The organism is Tsukamurella soli, from assembly GCF_039541155.1.
GTDB lineage: Bacteria > Actinomycetota > Actinomycetes > Mycobacteriales > Mycobacteriaceae > Tsukamurella > Tsukamurella soli.
Window position 1 is genome coordinate 1 of sequence record NZ_BAABFR010000036.1, and the last position, 15,614, is coordinate 15,614.

Consider the following 15,614-nt stretch of genomic DNA (forward strand, 5'->3'; position numbering starts at 1 on the left):
CGAGAGCCGGGCTGCCCGGCCCGGATCTCGCGGCGGTGCCGACGGTGCCGCCCATCCCGGGGTTCGGCCCCGACACCCCCGGCGGGGCGGTCCCACCCGCGCCCCGCGGCGGCGTCCCCGATGCCACCGCCGGGACATCGGGGGCTCGAGCGGCGCTGCGGACACCTCCACGTCCCGAGATCGAACCCGGGCTCGTGCTGCCGGGCTTCGGGCTGCCCGGCGTCGACACCCCCGAGGTCCCGAACCTCGGCTTGCCGGCAGCTGGGAGTACGGCACTGCCGCGCGTCGACATCGCCGACGCCGACCCGGGTGCGCCGCAGTTCTACTTCCTACCCGCGGCTCCCGACGTGGGTACCGGTCCGTCGGACCAGCCCGGCACAGTCCCGTCGGCCGTCGCCGACCCACACGAGGTGTTCGATGTCGCGTCGATCCGCGCCGACTTCCCGATCCTTTCGGAGGAGGTGAACGGGTATCCGCTGATCTGGTTCGACAACGCGGCGACCACCCAGAAACCTCGGGTGGTGATCGACCGGCTCTCGTACTTCTACGAGCACGAGAACTCGAACATCCACCGCGCAGCACACGAGCTGGCGGCGCGGGCCACGGACGCGTACGAGGACGCCCGCGACGTGGTGCGGCGGTTCATCGGTGCGGCGTCGTCGGATCAGATCGTGTTCGTCCGCGGCGCTACCGAGGCGATCAACCTGGTCGCGCAGGCGTGGGGCCGAAAGCACCTGCAGGCGGGCGACGAGATCGTGATCACGCATCTCGAGCATCATGCGAACATCGTTCCGTGGCAGTTCATCTCGCAACAGACGGGGGCTGTGCTCCGGGTGGCGCCGGTGGACGATGCGGGCAATCTGCTGCTCGGTGAGCTGGAACGCATAGTGGGGCCGCGCACCAAGCTGGTATCGGCGACGGCGGTGTCCAACGCGCTCGGGACGGTGACGCCGATCCGGCAGATCGTCGAGATCGGGCACCGGTACGGCGCGCGGGTATTGATCGACGGTGCCCAGTCGATCCCGCACCTACGCACCAACGTGCAGGAGCTGGGCGCCGACTTCCTGGTGTTCTCGGGCCATAAGATCTTCGGCCCGACGGGGATCGGCGTGCTGTACGGCACGGCCGACGCGCTGCGCGACACCCCGCCGTGGCAGGGCGGCGGCAACATGATCGCCGACGTCACGCTCGAGCGGTCGATCTTCCAGGGCCCACCCAACAAGTTCGAGGCCGGCACGGGCAACATCGCCGACGCGGTCGGGCTGGGCGCCGCGCTGCGGTACGTCGAGAAGGTGGGGATCGAGCGGATCGCCGCCTACGAGCACCGTCTGCTCGAATACGCCACGCCGCGGCTCGCCGCGATCGATGGGGTGCGGCTGATCGGCACCGCCGACGAGAAGGCCAGCGTGCTGTCGTTCGTGCTCGCCGGCCACGACCCCGTCGAGGTCGGTAAGGCGCTCAACACCCGCGGCATCGCGGTGCGCGCCGGGCATCACTGCGCGCAACCGATCCTGCGTCGGCTGGGTGTGGAACAGACGGTGCGCCCGTCGTTCGCCTTCTACAACACGACGGCGGAGATCGACGTGTTCATCGATGCGGTGCGACAGATCTCCGACGGGACCCTCCGGTAACCAACATGTGCGCCCTTCCGTCGGCCCCCGGATAGCCCGCTCCAACATGTGCACCCTTCCGTCGGCGCTGGCGCCGACGGAAGGGTGCACATGTTGCTGCATCGGGCCGACGGAACGGTGCACATGTTGAGAGAGTGGACGCCGAATCGATCAGGCCGTCGAAGCCGCCCGCTCGCTCGGCTCCGTCAGCTCGCGACGATCGCCCTGCGGGCGTCGGGACGGCAGTACCTCGGCATCGGCGGCGTCGCGGGTGGCGAAGAACTCGGCCATGAACCGCTCCGCGATCGCGGTGCCGACGGCCTCGTCGGGCAGCACGTCACCGGTGGCGCTGCGCCACTCGGCGAGCGCAGCCTCCAGCCGCCGGGCGACCAGCCGGTACCGGGGCTCGTCGACCACGTTGCGGCCCTCGTGCGGATCGGCGGCCAGATCGTACAGCTCGCGGCGCGCGCGGGGCGCTGCCGCGGCGTAGACGTCGATCGCCTGTCCGGTGGGGCTGTCGGCGATGTCCAGCGGCAGCACCAGCGCGGGCCGCGTCGCGTAGTTCTCGATGTAGCTGAACTGCTTGGTGCGCACGGCGCGGATGGGGTCGAACGCGTCGTGATACGTCTTCTCCGTGAACACCTCGGACCGCACCGCGGCCCCGGTGGGCGCCAGCAGCTCCGGGGCGTGGGACTCACCGTCCATCTCGTCCGGGACCGCGATGCCGAGCAACTCCAGCAGCGTGGGCGCGAGGTCGACACCCGAGAACAGGTCGTCGTACACCCGCGGCGCGATCCCTCGCCGGCGCGGCGGGCGAACGATCAGGGCGATGCCCGTGCCCTCCGCGTAGAGGGTGGACTTGGCGCGCGGCATCGCGAGCCCGTGGTCGGTGATGAACACGATCCAGGTCGACTCGTCCAGCCCCAGCTCCGCGACGGCGTCCAGCAGCCGGCCGACCGCCGCGTCGGCCGTCGCGATGCTGCCGTGCAGTCCCGCGAGGTCCGCGCGCACCCGGTCGTCGTCCGGCAGCCAGCCGGGAACGACGACGGTGGCCGGGTCCGCGCGCTCGTAGTCGTCGTACGGGCGGTGCGTCTCGAAGAATCCGGCGGTCAGCAGGAACGGGCGCGGGTCCACGGCGGTACGCGCAAGCCACGCCTGGGCCTCGGCCGTCACATAGTCGCAGAGCGAGTCCGAGACGTCGACGGTGTCGAAACCGAGCGTCGACGGGTCCGCACTCTCGTGCTGCATCCCGAACAGCGCGGAACGATAGCCCGCCTCCCCGAGCAGGGCGGGAAGGGTGCGGACGTGCTCGCGGTACTCGAATCCGTGGTGCGCGAGCCCGACCAGGCCGTTGTGGTGCGGATACTGCCCGGTGAACAGCGAGCCCCGGGCAGGCGAGCAGAGCGGTGCGGTGGCGTGGGCGTCGGTGAAGCGGATTCCCTCGGCGGCGAGCGTGTCGAGGTTGGGGCTGACCACGCCCTCGGCGCCGTAACAGCTCAAATGGCGCCCGAGATCGTGCCAGTGCACCAGGATCACGTTGTCCCGGGCACGGTGGGATTCTCGAGCCACGCCGATCGACATACTTCCACCATCTCATGATCCGCTCCCGACTCGGGCGATCTGCGCAGCGTGCGTCGAATTGCGCCCGAGCGTCAACGCACGGTGACCGCGTGCGCATCGATGTACTTGTACATGTTCCACGCCAGCCCCTTGGTGTGCGCGGGTGAGACATAGGTCGCCGGGGCGGTCACCACGTCGATGACGAACTGCTGCTCGAGCAGGTGCGCGGTGAAATCGCGGTATGCCGCAGGTCGCTGGTCCGCGGGTGCGTCGGTGAGCCGCCGTACCAGTCCCGTATATCGCGGGTCGGAGTAACGCGACAGGTTCCCCGCAGGCTTGAACGGCGCGGCCCCGGCGGCCAGCGTCGCCGGATCGGACTGCCCGAAGCCGTGCGGGCCGATCCACAGACGCGCCCCGCCGGCGGCCAGGAACGGCGAGAACGAGGCCTGCTCGCGCGGGTCGAGCCGCGCGTCGACGCCGATGTCGGCGAGGTCGTTCTGCACGATCGCCGCGATCGCGGGCGCCACCGCGAGCCCCGTCGGATAGCTCAGGTCCAGCGACCGCCCACCTCCCGCGGCCGCCAGCAGCGAACGGGCCCGGCCGAGATCGCGGGTGTAATGCGCCGCTGCCGCCGGGTCGTAGGCGGGCGAGCTCCGCGCCCACGGCGCCGAACTGGGCGGGGCGGCCCCGCCGAACACCTCCTCGGCGATCCTGTCGCGATCGACCGCATACGACAACGCCTGCCGTACCCGAGCGTCGGAGAGCTCGGGTACGGTGACGTTGGCGCCCACGTAATACGCCGCGTCGTACACGTCTCCCCTGTCGATCCGGTACAGCGATCGGTCCGAGAACCGGCGTAGCGCACGCGGATCCACGTCGAGAACCAGGTCCGATTGGCCCGCTCGGATCGACGTCAGCAACGCCCCGGGGTCGCGGATCACCCGGATCGTCACCCCGTCCAGGCGGGCAGGGCCGCGCCAGTATCCGTCGGCGCGGACGAGGTGGACGCTCGCGCCGGGCTCTCGTCCAACGAACCGGAACGGTCCTGTCCCGATGAAGGATTCACCGGCCAGAAGACCGCCCGCCGAATCGGAGTCGGTGAGCAGCATGAACTCGAGCAGGTCGAACACGTTCGGTACGGGAGCGCCGAACCGGAGCACAGCGGTGTGGTCGTCCGGGGTCTCGACCGCGGCGATCGCCTTCGCCGCGGCCTGCAGCTGGGACCCTGCCGCGTCCGACGCGTACACCGAGACCGCGTAGGCCACGTCCCGCGCCGTGAGCAGCCGCCCCGAGTGGAACCGGACGTCCCCACGCAGATGCAATGTGAGCGCCCGGCCGTCGGGCGAGAACTCCCATGCGTGCGCGACCGCCGGCGTGGGGCGCACGGTCTGATGGTCGTAACGCGTGAGGGTGTCGAAGACCAGTAGCCCGATACCCATCGTGGTCACCGACTGCGTGTAGATCGTCGTGGGATCGACGTCGGTGAGGGAGCCGATCGTGAGGATCCCGCCCGACGAGCCGAGGGCCGCGTTCGCCTTCCGCGCCTGCTGCACCGCGGACGTGCAGCCGGACAGGACCGCGACCGTCCCGAGACCCGCGGCGCCCGCGAGCACGGCACGGCGGCTCACCGTCGTCACGTCCCCTCCCCTGCACGACGGGCACGCTGCGCGGCCGGGTCCGGGATCGGTACCGCGGCGACCAGCGTTCTGGTGTAATCGGATTCGGGGCGGCCCAACACCTCAGCCGTCACACCGTCCTCGACGACGGTGCCGGCGCGGAGCACCACCACGCGGCTCGCCACCTCCGCTACGACGGCGAGGTCGTGCGTGACGAACAACGCCGCGAAGCCGAACTCGGCGTGTAGCGACTCGAACAGCGCCAGAACCCCCTGCTGCACCGAGACGTCCAGCGCGGACGTCGGCTCGTCGGCGACCAGCAGCTCCGGGTCGCCGGCGAGCGCGCGAGCGAAGGCCACCCGCTGCCGCTGCCCGCCGGACAACTCCCGGGGTCGCCGATCCCCCGTCCCCGCAGGCAGTTCGACGGCGTCGAGCAGCTCGGCGACCCGGGCCCGCGTATCCGCGCGCGCACGCCCGGCAAGCCGCAGCGGCTCGGCGATGGTCCGCCGCACCGTCCATCGCGGGTCGAGCGCGGCGTACGGATCCTGGTGCACCAGCGCGATCCGCCGCGTCGCGCGGTCGACCGTGCCGGCCGACACGGGGACGAGACCGAGCACCGCGCGACCGAGAGTCGTCTTGCCCGAACCGGACTCGCCGACCAGACCGACGACCTCGCCGCGCGCCACCGTGATCGACACCCGATCGAGCGCCGGCCTGGGCGTGCGCGGGTACCGCACGGTGAGGCCGACGACGGTGACGATCGGCTCCCGTTCCGGTGCGGGAGTGCGGGTTTCGAGACCAGCGGGGCCGCCCGCCCGTGGATCGAGCACCGGTACGGCGGCGAGCAGGCGCCGGGTGTACTCGGAGGCCGGCCGGGCGAACAGCTCGTCGACCGGCGCCTGTTCCACCAACTCCCCGCGCCGGAGCACGGCCACCCGGTCGGCGATGTCGGCGACCACACCGAGGTCGTGCGTGATGAGCAGGACCGCGAGCCCGCGGGTCTCGCGCAGTTCCCGGAGCAGGCGCAGGATCTGCGCCTGCACAGTCACGTCGAGCGCGGTGGTCGGCTCGTCGGCGATCAGCAGCGCGGGCCGGGCGGCGAGCGCCAGGGCGATCACCACGCGCTGCCGCTGCCCGCCCGAGAGTTGATGCGGGTACCAGTCCGCACGGGCGTGCGGGTCCGGGATGCCCACGGCGGCCAGCAGTTCCACCGCCGTCGCGCGCGCCGGCGCCCGCCCCACTCGGGCATGTGCGCGAAGTACCTCGTAGATCTGCCGCCACACCCGCTGCGCGGGGTTCAGCGCGGTCTGCGGCTCCTGGAAGACCATCGCGGCACCGGGGCCACGTAGCCGCCGCAGGTCCCGGTCACGACGACCGATCACCGGCTCGCCGGTGAGGGTCACCGCACCGGTGGCGGTCAGGCCGGGCGGGAGCAGACCGAGGACGGCGCGCCCGGTCAGGGACTTCCCTGAGCCGGATTCGCCCACCAGTGCGACGATCTCGCCGGGTCCGACCTCGAGGTCCAGGCCGCGCACCAGGTCCCCGGCGGGGCCCGCGATCGTGAGCCCGGCGATCGCCAGGACGGGCGTCGTCACCGCCGCCACCCCGCGACTCCCCGGGCGATCAACAGCAGCGACAGCGACAGCGCGACGATCGCGACCACGGGGCCGATCGCGTACCCGGCGTTGGCATCCCAGTCGTATACGGCCTCGGCGAGCAGCGAGCCGAGCGACGGCTGCGGCGGACGGACGCCCACACCCACGAAGCTCATTCCGGCCTCGACGAACACCCCGAGGGTCATCGCCAACGCCACCTGCACCACCAGCGGCTCCACCGCGTTGGGCAGGATGTGCCGGGTGAGCACCCACGTCGTGCCGGCGCCCGCGAGCCGCGACGCCTCGACATAGGGTCGGCCGCGCAGCCGCTGCACCTCGCTGCGGGTCAGGCGCGCGAACGACGGCGCCTCGGCGACGGCGATCGCGAGGACGACGGTGACCGCGCCCGGCCCCCGCACCGCCGTCAGCAGGATCGCGAGAATCAGCGCGGGGAACGCCAGCACTACCGCCGTCACGCGCGAGACCACCGCGTCGGCGACCCGGCCGGTCGCGCCCAGCAGCCCCGCCGCGATGCCCGCGGCCGCACCGAGCGGCACGGCCGCCGCGATGACCGTCAGGCTCGTGCGAATGCCGTACAGCACCCGGCTCAGCACATCCCGGTCCAACTCGTCGGTGCCGAGCAGGTGTGATGCACTGGGCGGCAACAGGTTCGCTCCGGGGATCTGGCGCAACGGGTCGGCCGGCGCCAGTAGCGGCGCGAGCACGCCGACGGCGGCGATCGCCGCGAGCAGCACGGCCCCCACGAGCAGACCTGCGGGCGGGCGGGGACGCCGCCGTGCCGCGCTCATCCGCCCCGCCGGGTCGGGTCGAGGGCCGCGGTGGCCGCGTCGGTGAGGAGTTGGACGCCGATGAACACCGCGACTGCCACCAGTAGCGTGGCCTGCACCACGGGGTAGTCCCGGGCGCCGATCCCCTGCGCAAGCAGCTGACCGAGCCCCGGCCACGCGAAGATCGCCTCCACCAGGACTGCGGAGCCCAGCAGCTGACCGGTCTGGATTCCGAGGACGGTGACAGTGGCAGGCAGTGCGTTTCGGGCCGCGCCGCGAACCAGGATGCGGTGGGTCGGCACGCCCGCCGCCCGCGCGGTGAGAACGTAGGGCATAGCCCACTCCGTGCGCAGCGCCTCGGAGAAGAAGCGCGTGAGCGTCGCAGCCGCGGGCATCGCCAGGCATACGGCCGGCAGCAGCAGGTACTGCAGGCTGATCCCCGGCGCCGCGAGGTAGCCGCCGGGCGGAGTGCCGCCGGCGGGAAGGACCGGCCACACGACCGCGAAGAGCTCCACCAGGATCACACCGGTCACGAACGGCGGCACCGCTATGCCGACCACCTCGAAAGCCCCGACAGCCGCGTGCAGACACCGCGCCGGCCACCGCTCTCGCGCGGGCGCAGCAGCAGGCGACGCACCGACGGCCAGCAGTGCCAGGGCCGCGGACGCGGCGATGGCGATGACCAACGCCGTGACACCGAGGGCGAGGGTGTTGACCGACCCCTCCCTGAGCAGGGTGCCGATCTCGCCGCCGATCACGTACGACCGGCCGAGGTGGCCGGTCGCGGCGCCGCCGAGCCAGGAGAGGTACTGCTCGACCAGCGGCCGGTCGACGCCCAGCTGGTGCCGCAGCGCGGCGAGCGTGGCGGGCGAGGCGTCGGGCCCGGCCAACGCGGCCGCTGGATCGCCGGGGATCACATGCAGGACACCGAAGATCACGATCGAGGCCAGCAGCAGCGTGAGCGCGGCCCCGGCGACGCGGCGGCTCAGCCAGGCCAGGCCCGCCACACGTCCCGCGGCGACGGGCCGACGGCTCCGGGTTCTCTCGGCTACCTGTGTCGGCATCACATCGATTCAACACCAGCGGCCACCCTCCGTCGCGGATTGGACTCACCGCGCGGCTGGGCCGGCCGACACCGCCCCGGGGCTACCGATCCGCGATGAACCGTCGCGTGACCGACATGTCGCGGTCGCCCAGCCCGGCGTCGACGATCTCCTCGAAGGCGGCCCGCAGCGCCGGGATCAGAACGGCACGGGTGTCCGTCCCCGCCGCGACCTCGGCGGCCGAGCGCAGGTCTTTGAGCATGTACTTGGCCATGCCCGACGGCGAGTCGTCACCGGTGACGAGCTTCTCGCGCCGGGTGTCGAGCAGCCGCGACGACGCGTAGCCGTGCCCGAGCAGGTCCCACATCGCGCCGACGTCGATGCCGGACCGGTCGGCCAGCACCGTCGTCTCACCCAGTGCCATGATGGTCGCGGCGACGACCAGTTGGTTGCACGCCTTCGCCACCTCGCCGGCGCCGAGCGGGCCGAGCCGGATCGGCGTGCCGCACGGGCTGAGTGCAACGGTGGCTGCGGCACAGTCCGTCTCGGTGCCGCCGAGCATGATCGACAGCGTCCCGGCGACGGCGCCGTCCTCGCCGCCCGACACGGGCGCGTCCACGACCCGCACCCGCCCGCGCGTCTCGCCGTCGAGGCGCTCCGCAAGCGCGCGCACACCGGGCGCCGACGAGGTCGATCCGATCAGCAGCAGCAGCGGCGCGGCGTCGACGGGGCGGGCGGCGACCCCGGCGAGCAGGCCGGTCTCGCCGGCGAGCACCTGCTCGATCTCGGGGAGGTCGGGCAGCATCAGCAACACGGCGTCGACGGTGGCGGCGAGCCCGGCAGCGTCGGCGTGCCACACGGCACCGTCGGCGACCAGGCCCGGCTGCGGCCGCCGCGCGCTGATGTGGACGGTGCCGTGTCCGGCCAGGAGGCGGCGCGCCATGGGGGCACCCATGGAACCGAGCCCCACGACTCCCACGACCGTGGTGCTCGGGTGGTCGGACTGGGACATGCGCAGCTGTCCTTTCGTGGGCCGGTCGCACAGTGCGTCCATGATAACGAATGGCGTCCAGCATATTGGCCGTTCGGCCTATGCTGTTCTCGACGAAAGGACCAGCCATGAGCCACACCGCCCCGACGCTTCGCGCCGCCCTCGCAGTCGACCTCCCCGAGGACGACTGCGCCCTGATCGAACAGCTCGAGCCGCGGGTCACACTCGCGCGTGACCACAGCCTCAACGCCCCCGCCCGGTGGAACGCCGATTGGAACGGCGACCCGACCTTCACCCGCAGCCCCGACCAGCAAGCGGCGTTCACGGAGCTGCTCGACGGCGCCGACGCGCTGTTCGGCATCCCCGACGTCGACCCGGCACTGCTCGCCGCCACCGTCCGCGCCAACCCGCGCCTGCGCTGGGTGCACACGACGGCCGCGGGTGGCGGCGCGCAGGTGCAGGCCGCCGGGCTGACGCCCGACGAGCTCTCGCGGGTCACCTTCACGACCAGCGCGGGCGTACACGGGTCGACGCTGGCGGAGTTCGCGATCTTCGGACTGCTCGCGGGCGCCAAGGACCTGCGGCGCCTGGAGCGCGATCAGGCCGCCCGTGATTGGCCCGAGAACCGTTGGGAGATGCGCCATCTCGATGAGATGACGGTGCTCGTGGTGGGCCTGGGCGGCATCGGCGCGGCGACCGCCGAGCGGCTGCACGCGTTCGGCGCGACGGTGTGGGGCACGTCCCGCAGCGGCCGACCGGTGGCCGGCGTCGACCGCATCGTCCCGCTCGCGGAGCTGGCCACCGCCGCCGCCGAGGTGGACGCCATCGTGGTCACCCTGCCCGGCACGGCGGCCACCGACAAGCTGATCGGCGAGAAGGTGCTCGCCGGGGTACGGCCCGGCACCCTGCTGACCAACGTGGGCCGCGGCACCGTCGTCGACGAGGACGCACTGCTCACGGCACTGGACGACGGGCGGATCGGATTCGCGGCGCTGGACGTGTTCGCCACCGAGCCCCTCCCGGCGGCCAGCCCGCTGTGGGAGCACCCGAACGTGCTGGTCAGCCCGCATACCGCGGCGCTGAGCCGGCAGGAGGCACGGCGCATCGCGCGGCTGTTCGCACGCAACGCCACCCGCCTGCTCGACGGCGACCCGATGCTCAACGTGGTCGATACAGTCGAGTTCTACTGATGACCGAGCCGGACGGTGGGCGCGCGCCCGCACCCGCGGTCACCCGGGCGCTGGGCATCCTCGGGCTGTTGGCGGACAACGAGGGACAGCCGATGACGCTGTCCGAGATCGCACGCGGACTGAGCATCGCGAAGTCGTCCTGCGCCAACCTGTGTCAGGCCCTCGAGGAGGGTGACATGATCCGGCGCGTGTCCGAGGGGTTCGCCCTCGGTCATCGGACCGCGGAGATCGGCGGTTCGTACGCGCTGCAGTTCAACCAGGTCAGGGAGTTCTTCGGGGTGGTCGCCGCCTCCCCCACGCTGCACCGAGAGCTGGTGCAGGTGGCCATGCTGGACGGCACCGACGCCCTGTACCTCGCGCGCCACGAGGGCCGCGCCCCGTACCGTTTCGGGACACCGCTCGGCTCACGCCTGCCCGCAGTCTTCACCGCGACGGGCAATGCGCTGCTGGCCGCCCTGCCCGCGGCCGAGCTGGACGCGCTGCTGGCCGCCACCCTTCCGGCGCGGAGCGTCGTCGACGGAACCGAACTCGGCGCGGAGGCACTGCGCGCGCAGCTGGCCGACGACCGGGTACGCGGATACGCCGTCGACCCGGGGCGGGGAACGCCGGGGCTGACGGGCATCGCGGTCTCGATCCCCGCATGGACGCCCGGCGATCCGCCGCTGGCGATGGGCGCAGCCATCCGATCCGACCAGGCCGACCCGGTGCGGGTGGCCGAGATCGGCATCGCGCTGGTCGAGGCCGCCGCGCGGCTACGGAACCCGTGGCTCTCGGGCGGCACCGACGGCTGAAATTCCGCCCAGATTCTGTTCAACTGGTTGTACGGCGTTCGTCATAGTGGTACCTTGGTCGCATCCAGATACGGTCTCGGTCACTCCCGCCGAAGACCGATTGTCGAAGGAGACCGTCGTGTCCACACGCCTCGCGGCCCGCAGGCCCTGGCGACACTCGACTCACCCATCACCGCGACCGATCTCGGGGCGGCCCACGCGGTCGGCATCGGCCTGACCGATCCGCCTCATACCCGCACACCGTAGAAGGAGCTCACACCACCATGACCAGCGACACCACGGCTTTCGACCTGTCCGGGCGCACCGCCCTGGTCACCGGGAGCTCACGCGGGATCGGCCGCCGGCTCGCCGAGGGGCTGTCCGCGGCCGGCGCCACAGTGGTGGTGCACGGCCGCAGCGCCGTCGCGGCCTCGGCCGCCGCCGAGCAGATCGCCGGGCGCACAGGCAATCCCGTGTTCGCCGAGGCGTTCGACGTGACCGACGAGGACGGTGTCGACGGCGGCCTGTCCCGCATCGAGGCCCGGCACGGTGTCCCCGACATCCTGGTCAACAACGCGGGCATGCAGCTGCGGGCGCCGATCACCGAGTTCACGGCTGCCGACTGGAACACGCTGGTGGCCACCAACCTCACGAGCGCGTTCCTGCTGTCGCGGCGGGTCGCCGCCGGCATGATCGCGCGTGGCAGCGGCCGGATCGTCAACATCGGGTCGGTGCAGTCGCAGCTCGCCCGCCCCGGCATCGCCCCGTACTCCGCCACCAAGGGTGGCATCGTGATGCTCACGAAGGGCCTGTGCGCCGATCTCGCACCGCACGGCATCACCGTCAACTCCCTCGCCCCAGGCTATTTCGCGACCGAGCTGACCAAGGCCCTCGTGGACGACGCGGAGTTCTCGGCGTGGGTGGCCGGGCGCACGCCGGCCGGCCGGTGGGGCGACGTCGGAGACCTCGTCGGCCCGCTGGTCTTCCTGGCCTCCGAGGCGTCGGCATTCGTCAACGGACAGATCCTGTACGTCGACGGCGGCATGACCGCTGTCGTCTGACAGGCACACCAGAACCTCTGAGGGAGAACCGTCTTGAGTGAGAACATCGCCATCGTCGCGCACGCCACCGGCGACCTGCGGGTCGATCCCACGCCGGAGCCGGTGCCGGCCGCCGACGAGGCGGTCGTCGAGATCGCGTACGGCGGGGTGTGCGGGTCGGACCTGCACTACTGGCTGCACGGCGCCGCCGGCGCCTCCATCCTGCGGGCGCCGATGGTGCTCGGGCACGAGGTCGTCGGCACCGTACTGACCGCTGCAGCAGACGGTTCCGGGCCCACTGTGGGTACGTCGGTCGCCGTGCACCCGGGCACGCCGCACGACGTCGACGGTGTCGTGTGGCCGGCCGACCGCCCGAATCTCGCCCCCGGCGCGACCTACCTCGGCTCGGCCGCGCACTTCCCGCACTGCGAGGGCGCATTCGCGCGTCGCGTCGCGCTGCCCGGCCGGATGCTGCGGCCGCTCCCCGCGGGACTGTCACTGCTCGGTGCGGCGCTCGCCGAACCGGCCGCGGTCGCGTGGCACGGCGTCGAGCGTGCCGGTGACGTCCGCGGCAAGCGAGTCGTGGTGATCGGCGCCGGACCGATCGGGCTGCTGGTGGTCGCGGTGGCACTGCACCACGGTGCGTCCGAGGTGATCGCGACCGACATCGCGGACGGACCCCGTTCGCGCGCATCGGCATTGGGCGCAGCCCGGGTCCTCGACGCACGGGCGTCGCAGGACATCGCCGAGCTGGCGGCCGACGTGGTGATCGAGTCGTCCGGCACCGTCCCCGGGCTGCACGCCGCCGTCGACGCGGCGGTGCGCGGCGGCGTCGTGGTGCTGCTCGGTCTGCAGCGCAACGGCGACGTGGATGCGCCGCTGGCGCAGGCGATCACGCGCGAGCTCGACCTACGCGGATCGTTCCGGTTCAACGGCGAGATCGACGATGTACTCGCCGCCCTCGCCGACGGCTCCCTGAAGGTCGACGGTGTCGTGACCCACGTCGTGCCCGCCGCCGACGCACTGGACGCCTTCACGACCGCCAAGGACTCCGAGGCGTCCGGCAAGGTGCTGCTCGACTTCACGGCATAACGCTCGCCCGGATGTCGCTCATCCGGGGCGCTCGGCGGTGTTCAGGCCGGGGCCAGGAACGCGGTGAGCGCGGCGGCGTAGTAGCCCACATCCGCCGCCCCCATCAGCTCCCGGGCACTGTGCATCGCCAGCTGCGGCGCCCCGACGTCGACGGTGGTCAGGCCCGTACGTGTCGCGGTGATCGGGCCGATCGTCGAGCCGCAGGGCAGGTCCGCGCGGTGCACGTATCGCTGCAGCGGCACGCCCGCCTGCTCGGCGGCGAGGACGAACAGCGCCTCCCCGTCGGCGTCCGACGCGTAGCGCAGGTTCTGGTTGACCTTGAGCACCGGGCCGCCGCCGACGGCGATCTGATGGCCGGGCTCGTGCCGCTCGGGGTAGTTGGGATGCGTCGCGTGCGCCATGTCCCCCGACGCCACGTCCGACAGCGCGAGGGCACGCAGGAAGTCCTCGCGACCCAGACCGTGGGTCAGCGCGATCCGCTCGAGCACGGTGATCAGGAGATCGGATCCGGCGCCCCGATCGGACGACGAGCCGACCTCCTCGTGGTCGAACAGCGCCAACACGGGCAGCACGCCGGCGTTCCGGTCGGCGGCCTCGATCAGTGCGCGGGTCCCGGCGAAGCAGGTGCACTGGTTGTCGAGCCGCGGCGCCGACACGAGGTCACCGTCGACGCCCATCACCCGACTCGGCGCGAGATCGTGCACCATCAGCTCGAAGCCGAGGACGTCGTCGACGTGATAGCCCTCGGCGACGGCGATGCGCTCCAGGAAGCGCCCCGGATCGCTCGCGCCCCAGACGGCGTCGAGGTGCCGTTGCGGGTCGAGCTCGACGCCTCTGCGATTCTCCGACAGGTGGATGGCCAGCTGCGGTACCCGCAGCAGCGGCTCGTCGATCCGCACCAGCGTGTGCACCACCTGGTCGCCCTGCCGCACGGCGATCCGGCCGGACACGCCCAGGTCGCGGTCGAGCCACGAGTGCAGCCAGGCACCGCCGTAGGGCTCGAGCCGGACCTGCGCCAGCCCCGCGGACTCGCGGTCGTGGTTCTGCTTGACCCGGAGGTTGGGGCTGTCGGTGTGCCCGCCGACGATGCGGAACGCGGGCAGCTCCCCGTGGTCGAAGCCCGACGAGTCGAAGGCGATGATCGAGCCGCCCCGGACCACGAAGTAGCGACCCGGCCCCGGCCAGGCATCGACCTCGGCCAGCGGCGAGAAGCCGGCGTCCTCGAGCATCCGGGCCACCGTCTGGCACACGTGGAACGGCGACGGCGACCGGTCGATGAAGGCGCACAGCGCCTCCGCCTCGGGGTACCGGCCCGGCGTCACCGTCGCCGCCATCATGCCGCCAGGACCGCGTCGAGCACGGAGTAGAACAGGCCGAGGCCGTCGTCGGACGGCCCCGTGAGCGCCTCGGTCGCGTGCTCCGGGTGCGGCATCAGGCCGACCACGCGGCCGTCGGCCGACGCGACGCCGGCGATCGAGCGCATCGCCCCGTTGGGGTTGTCGCCCACATAGCGGAACGCGACCCGGCCCTCCCCCTCGAGCTCGTCCAGCACGGCCTCGTCCGCGACGTACCGGCCCTCGCCCGACTTGAGCGGCACCAGGATCTCGGCTCCGGGCTCGAACCGAGAGGTCCATGCGGTGTTCGTGGACTCGACGCGCAGCCACTGGTCGCGGCAGATGAAGTGCAGTCCCTCGTTGCGCACCAGCGCACCGGGCAGCAGGCCCGCCTCGCACAGGATCTGGAAGCCGTTACAGATACCCAGCACCGGCATGCCCTTCCGGGCGGCGTCGATCACCTCGCGCATCACCGGCGCGAACGATGCGATCGCCCCGGCCCGCAGATAGTCGCCGTACGAGAACCCGCCCGGCACCACGACCGCATCGACACCCTTGAGGTCGGCGTCCTTGTGCCACAGCGAAACCGGTTCGGCGCCGGCGAGCTTGGCGGCCCGGGCGGCATCGACGTCGTCGAGCGTCCCGGGGAAGGTGATGACGCCGATCCTGGTCACTGCGCCACCCGGCTCACCGAGAACTCCTCGATCACCGTGTTGGCGAGCAGCTCCTCGGCGATCTTGTGCAGCGCGTCGTCGTCGAGCGTGTCGTCTACCTCGAGCTCGAACCGCTTGCCCTGCCGGACATCGCTCACACCCGCGAAACCGAGGCGCCCCAGCGCACCCACGATCGCCTGCCCCTGGGGGTCCAGAATCTCCGCCTTGGGCATGACGTCAACCACGATCCGCGCCACTTACAGCCCCTCTCCGGGCGTCAGCGGGCTCACCCTGATGGCGGGCCCGCGGAGTATCACCGCAGGGGCGAGTTT

Annotated in this window: 14 protein-coding genes; 5 read left to right on the plus strand and 9 right to left on the minus strand. The window is 72.1% G+C overall.

The window, feature by feature from the left end:
• Positions 1-35 precede the first annotated feature (35 nt).
• A complete protein-coding gene (locus ABD908_RS12795) occupies positions 36-1,631 on the plus strand; it encodes a family 2A encapsulin nanocompartment cargo protein cysteine desulfurase (protein ID WP_344996237.1) in 1,596 nt (531 codons plus the stop codon).
• Positions 1,632-1,781: 150 nt separating this feature from the next.
• Here ABD908_RS12795 and ABD908_RS12800 read toward each other — a convergent pair whose 3' ends face one another.
• The 6 genes from ABD908_RS12800 to ABD908_RS12825 form a co-directional block, all read right to left on the minus strand.
• Positions 1,782-3,191 carry a sulfatase family protein gene (locus tag ABD908_RS12800; protein WP_425584377.1) on the minus strand — a complete coding sequence of 470 codons (1,410 nt, stop codon included), beginning with the start codon at positions 3,189-3,191 and terminating at the stop codon, positions 1,782-1,784.
• Between the two features lie 71 nt (positions 3,192-3,262).
• Positions 3,263-4,807 (minus strand): ABC transporter substrate-binding protein, encoded by a 1,545-nt coding sequence (locus tag ABD908_RS12805; protein WP_344996124.1) that lies wholly within the window; start codon positions 4,805-4,807, stop codon positions 3,263-3,265.
• The gene (locus ABD908_RS12810; protein ID WP_344996127.1) at positions 4,804-6,381 is read right to left on the minus strand and encodes an ATP-binding cassette domain-containing protein; all 1,578 of its coding nucleotides are present in this window, start codon (positions 6,379-6,381) and stop codon (positions 4,804-4,806) included. The genes ABD908_RS12805 and ABD908_RS12810 overlap by 4 nt, the downstream gene beginning before the upstream one ends.
• Entirely contained in the window at positions 6,378-7,190 is an 813-nt protein-coding gene (locus tag ABD908_RS12815; RefSeq protein ID WP_344996130.1) for an ABC transporter permease, read from the minus strand. Before ABD908_RS12815 ends, ABD908_RS12810 begins: the two co-directional genes overlap by 4 nt.
• Positions 7,187-8,233 (minus strand): ABC transporter permease, encoded by a 1,047-nt coding sequence (locus ABD908_RS12820; protein ID WP_344996133.1) that lies wholly within the window; start codon positions 8,231-8,233, stop codon positions 7,187-7,189. Before ABD908_RS12820 ends, ABD908_RS12815 begins: the two co-directional genes overlap by 4 nt.
• Positions 8,234-8,315: 82 nt before the next feature.
• Positions 8,316-9,224, minus strand: coding sequence for an NAD(P)-dependent oxidoreductase (locus tag ABD908_RS12825; protein WP_344996136.1), 909 nt, complete (start codon positions 9,222-9,224; stop codon positions 8,316-8,318).
• A 107-nt stretch (positions 9,225-9,331) separates the two neighbouring features.
• Between ABD908_RS12825 and ABD908_RS12830 the strand changes: the two genes are divergently transcribed.
• The 4 genes from ABD908_RS12830 to ABD908_RS12845 all read left to right on the plus strand — a co-directional run bounded on the left by ABD908_RS12830 (position 9,332) and on the right by ABD908_RS12845 (position 13,295).
• Complete coding sequence (locus ABD908_RS12830; protein WP_344996139.1) at positions 9,332-10,393, plus strand: D-2-hydroxyacid dehydrogenase; 1,062 nt, start codon at positions 9,332-9,334, stop codon at positions 10,391-10,393.
• Positions 10,393-11,184 (plus strand): IclR family transcriptional regulator, encoded by a 792-nt coding sequence (locus ABD908_RS12835; protein ID WP_344996142.1) that lies wholly within the window; start codon positions 10,393-10,395, stop codon positions 11,182-11,184. Before ABD908_RS12830 ends, ABD908_RS12835 begins: the two co-directional genes overlap by 1 nt.
• 263 nt (positions 11,185-11,447) lie before the next feature.
• Positions 11,448-12,224 (plus strand): SDR family oxidoreductase, encoded by a 777-nt coding sequence (locus tag ABD908_RS12840; protein ID WP_344996145.1) that lies wholly within the window; start codon positions 11,448-11,450, stop codon positions 12,222-12,224.
• A 33-nt stretch (positions 12,225-12,257) separates the two neighbouring features.
• Positions 12,258-13,295 (plus strand): zinc-binding dehydrogenase, encoded by a 1,038-nt coding sequence (locus ABD908_RS12845; RefSeq protein ID WP_344996148.1) that lies wholly within the window; start codon positions 12,258-12,260, stop codon positions 13,293-13,295.
• Positions 13,296-13,336: 41 nt separating this feature from the next.
• On the opposite strand, the gene ABD908_RS12850 is transcribed toward ABD908_RS12845, so the two are convergent.
• The 3 genes from ABD908_RS12850 to purS are packed head-to-tail and all read right to left on the minus strand — an operon-like array spanning position 13,337 to position 15,539.
• Complete coding sequence (locus ABD908_RS12850) at positions 13,337-14,629, minus strand: M18 family aminopeptidase (RefSeq protein WP_344996240.1); 1,293 nt, start codon at positions 14,627-14,629, stop codon at positions 13,337-13,339.
• A complete protein-coding gene (purQ, locus tag ABD908_RS12855; RefSeq protein WP_344996151.1) occupies positions 14,629-15,303 on the minus strand; it encodes a phosphoribosylformylglycinamidine synthase subunit PurQ in 675 nt (224 codons plus the stop codon). Before purQ ends, ABD908_RS12850 begins: the two co-directional genes overlap by 1 nt.
• Positions 15,300-15,539 carry a phosphoribosylformylglycinamidine synthase subunit PurS gene (gene purS, locus ABD908_RS12860; RefSeq protein WP_344996155.1) on the minus strand — a complete coding sequence of 80 codons (240 nt, stop codon included), beginning with the start codon at positions 15,537-15,539 and terminating at the stop codon, positions 15,300-15,302. Before purS ends, purQ begins: the two co-directional genes overlap by 4 nt.
• Between the last annotated feature and the right edge of the window lie 75 nt (positions 15,540-15,614).